General features: G+C 50.4%; 4 protein-coding genes and 1 pseudogene. 2 read left to right on the top strand and 3 right to left on the bottom strand.

Annotated elements, in window-relative coordinates; translation table 11 throughout:
- Together VE954_RS25705 and VE954_RS25700 are read left to right on the top strand one after the other, a co-directional pair.
- Positions 1 to 459: hypothetical protein (locus VE954_RS25705; protein ID WP_324958237.1), on the top strand; the 459-nt coding region annotated here is incomplete at its 5' end.
- 676 nt (positions 460 to 1,135) lie between these two features.
- A complete protein-coding gene (locus VE954_RS25700; protein WP_324958236.1) occupies positions 1,136 to 1,591 on the top strand; it encodes a hypothetical protein in 456 nt (151 codons plus the stop codon).
- 29 nt (positions 1,592 to 1,620) lie between these two features.
- On the opposite strand, the pseudogene VE954_RS44410 reads toward VE954_RS25700, so the two are convergent.
- From VE954_RS44410 to VE954_RS25690, 3 genes and pseudogenes are all read right to left on the bottom strand, one after another.
- Positions 1,621 to 2,385: pseudogene (locus VE954_RS44410) on the bottom strand (DNA cytosine methyltransferase); the annotation flags it as partial.
- A 15-nt stretch (positions 2,386 to 2,400) separates the two neighbouring features.
- Positions 2,401 to 3,111: a hypothetical protein gene (locus VE954_RS25695; RefSeq protein WP_324958233.1), complete on the bottom strand. Its 711-nt coding sequence runs from the start codon at positions 3,109 to 3,111 to the stop codon at positions 2,401 to 2,403.
- A partial coding sequence (locus VE954_RS25690; RefSeq protein ID WP_324958232.1) for a phage portal protein occupies positions 3,095 to 3,619 on the bottom strand: 525 nt, incomplete at its 5' end. The genes VE954_RS25690 and VE954_RS25695, both read right to left, overlap by 17 nt.

The raw sequence follows: 3,619 nt of genomic DNA, 5'->3' as shown, positions 1-3,619 counted from the left end.
CTTTTCCTGCTTTCTGAAAAATTTCTTGACCGCAAATCACGTCCCAGGGTACCCATTCATGCGTATGGTGATCGACTGATATACGCTTGGGAGGTCGGTATGAGTCAGCCTATTTTGAGCGAGAGCACGATTGCAGCATGCACAGAATGTGTATTTATTGCGGACAACATGCATGGATTTCTGCTTGCCGAAGCTTTGCAGGATGCTGGCGTCAGTCCTGAAAGTTTGAGTGATCCTTTTCGGGCTCGTATGGCTTTTGACGGGCTGCTTAAAGCAGTGGACTGGGCAAACCCGACATCGATTTCTGTCATCATTCCTGTTTTTGCCGCCGCCTATGCAGAAAGCCCAAAGAGCATGAGCAGTATACACGCCAGGATCGATGTCGCCATGGCTCGGGATGGGTTCAGGTTTAATGACCGACAACTTTTGCGCCTAACGGTGCAGGTATCATATGAATGACGTTTTATCGCCAGCGACTCTTGAAGCAATGAAGAACGTCATTTTTGAATCGTATGAGCGCTGGGCACTTCCGCTTGACTCTTTGCTGCTCGCAATCGGATTTTCGACAAGACTTCGTAATGCCGCGCCCCGATCAGATATCACCTATGCAGATTTTGACAGATTTTGGAATACCCGTGATTGAAAGAGCCGCAATTCGCTTGTCCCTTTAGTCAGGATGTTTGAGTAGGCGATAGCTCGGGGTGATATTGCAATTAAGCAAGGAAACAAGTTGCAAAATCTGTCGAATATCGACGGGTTTAAGATCAAGAATCCAAGAATATTTAAGTGATAGAATACGGGAGCAAGCGATCTGGAATCTGGCACAAGCTTTAGAATGATTTTTCCCCGCTAATGATGCTGGCCTAGAAAACTGACATTTCGCTACTGTGGAGCCAGCCTCAGCTGCTTTCAATCGAATAGATAAATTTTGGCTTAGCCACGCCTCATTGATTTATTCTCTTGGGTCATTCGGCACAGGTCAATCCAAACACAGCTTGCGATATGCCTTGTTTCATAGGTTCATGATTGAAAAGGATGGGGCATCTGCGTGCCGAATGACCCACTCTTTGTCCATATATTTTGCGCAAAATCTTCCAGACGATTATAATTGCTACGAATCTTGATAGGGGCAATTATGAGAATTCTCCGTAGCACCATTACTTCGCTGCTAACCTTAACCTTGCTCACAATGAATTTAGGATGTCAAACTAAAGAGGATGGTCAGCTTAAGCCTCTGTTGGCTAACCCAGAAGTTGCCATACCAGTTGCCGTAGCAAACGAGATCATGGGCAGAAGCCCAACTAAGTTGATGAAGGGTGAAATAAGCCAGGAGTCAGGCTGTATGAGGCATTACCCAATTTCAAGGCTTAGGATCGCCCTTCAAGCAATGGATTCTGGGGTCAAGGCCGGTCTTAGAGAGACGACATTCTACCCTAGTGATAGGGTCTTCCAAAAAGAGTTGGAACTGGATTCGAATAGCAAGTACACAATTCAGTTAATCTATGAACCAACTAATGCCGTTTTGTTCGAGACAAAAACAACTGTAAGAGAAAATTTCGACGTATTTTTTAGAATTAATTGTCCTGCGTAGGCTGAGGAAAAACCCTGCGGAGGTTAATTTTAGGCGGGCAATTTTTCTCGCCCTTGGCCCCACATCAAGCTTTTGAACGCTTCCCTCGCCTGGAGAGGAACCACACCGTTACCCAAGGCTGTAATTCGGTCCACCCGATTGGGACACCCATTAACCACTCGCAAAATACTGGATTCAGACTCCCACCAACCGCTTCGGAAAGGGGACGGCTGTTGCCCTTCGTCGCCAGTGATCCCGATTTCCAATCGCGGGCCAGGGGTGTCGGCCACATTCTGACTGCTGTCGCCAGTCCGATGAGATGCGATCCGCCTTGCATCTTGTTCTGGTTGTTCCCATAAACGGTCGGAGTCGGCCACAGGTTTGCTTTCGCCATCATTTCTAGGCTTGGACGTTTCGTCCCTATGCGTCCCGCTGCTCCTCCCTGGTTGTAGCCATAGGGCGAGGCTGTAGGAGTGGGAAACATCGCTGCTGCAGCTGGGAGACTCAGCGATCCATTGCCGAAGCGCTGCCCAGGTCCCCCCTTTTTCCCGTCCGTAGCTCGAATTGTAGGCCAGCAGAAACCATCTTTTTCGGATATGGGGGGCTCCGACATCCGCAGCGGATAGCACACGCCAGCGACAATCATACCCTCTGGCGGAAAGTTCCCCGACAACACGGTCCAAACCGCGCGTCCTGAGTCCAGGCACATTTTCGAGGAAAATGAACGGGGACCTGAGCTCTTGGGCCAGCCGCGGGATCTCGCCAAACAGGCCGCTTCGCTTCCCATCCAAGCCTTTCCCAGCTCCTGCAACACTAACATCCTGGCATGATTACGGAAAGCCCCCGTAGATGATATCGACGGACGAGCTTTCTTCTGCACCTCCTTTCCGCAGTGGCACGGGCTCATTGTGCTGGTGCCATTTGTGGTGGCATGGATAGCAGAGCCAGCGCACGGACAAGGGTTCGTTATAGTCGTCGTGGTGGGCATGGATTCCGGTTCGACCATCTTCAAAGACTCGGGATTGTCCACAGGTCTCACATTGTCCAGGATTAACCAGTCGTCCGGCCCGTATTGCTGTCTCGACAATATCATGGGCTCTTTCATCGGCTCGGCTTCCTCCACGGTAAAAATGGCTTTCACTTCCGTATCTCTGCTGGGGTCTCATCGCAGTTCGGCCCTTTAAAAGACCCCACATCGTTTGCCTCGTTACGCGGTAAACGTGAGCAAGGTCTGCGAGAGCAAACCCTGCCTCATAACCCTTGACTGCTTCCAGAACCTGATCATTTGAGAGCTTCCTTAATCTTCCTGCCATGAACTTCTCTTCCACATGAAACGACAACGCTGCTTCGATCGAATCAGCGTCAAGCTTTGTGATGTCGGTAAAAATCGGAGCTTCAGGAAGCTGACCAGATGCCATTCTTGTAAGAAGAATGCCCTGCGCGTAAGGCGCGATCTCGCAGTAGAGCAATGGTTTCACCCAAGGAGAGAGCGCGAGAGTGAGGCCGCCATATCCGCTAAACAGATCAACGCCGTTGATCATTCTTAGCCCCGCTATCGGATTCGCCAGGAACGACATGCTCCATCTCGTTTTCAATTTCGCGCCGCAATTTCTCGTAATCCCGGCCCTGCTCTTCAACGATCGAACGGCGGGAGGCGACACCTGATTTCAAGCGAATCTCGTCAGCCTTGGCGTCTTTGAGTGGATCGATGCTCTGCATGGTCGCACCGATCCATTCAGCTGATAGATAGATCTGTCTTTTGATTGGGTCATTGAATCCTGGGGCCGAAAGCAGGCCACGAACTATTGCTTCCTCGATGATCCATTCGTAAATCGGTTGGCAGTAGCTGCGAACGAGCCAGGAACGCCTGAGCTTGAAAAACTTCCAGGCTTCCAGGATCGCAGCCCTTGAAGCCGAGTAGGATGACTGGAAATGCTGGACCAACACTTCGTAGGGAAGGCCAATCGCAATGCCGACCTGCCTCAAAATCGCTTGTACAAAAGGATCAAAGCCCGAATTGGGACGGCCAGGGGTTACGGATTCCACCTT

Source organism: Oligoflexus sp. (assembly GCF_035638955.1).
GTDB lineage: Bacteria > Bdellovibrionota_B > Oligoflexia > Oligoflexales > Oligoflexaceae > Oligoflexus.
Note: the sequence above shows the minus strand (reverse complement) of the source record. Positions and strands in the feature narration are given on the sequence as shown.

What these genes read in the sequence shown, in the direction of transcription:
- VE954_RS25700 (WP_324958236.1), top strand. Translation starts at nt 1,136, where the DNA reads ATGAGAATTCTCCGTAGCACCATTACTTCGCTGCTAACCTTAACCTTG.
- VE954_RS25695 (WP_324958233.1), bottom strand. Translation starts at nt 3,111, where the DNA reads ATGATCAACGGCGTTGATCTGTTTAGCGGATATGGCGGCCTCACTCTC.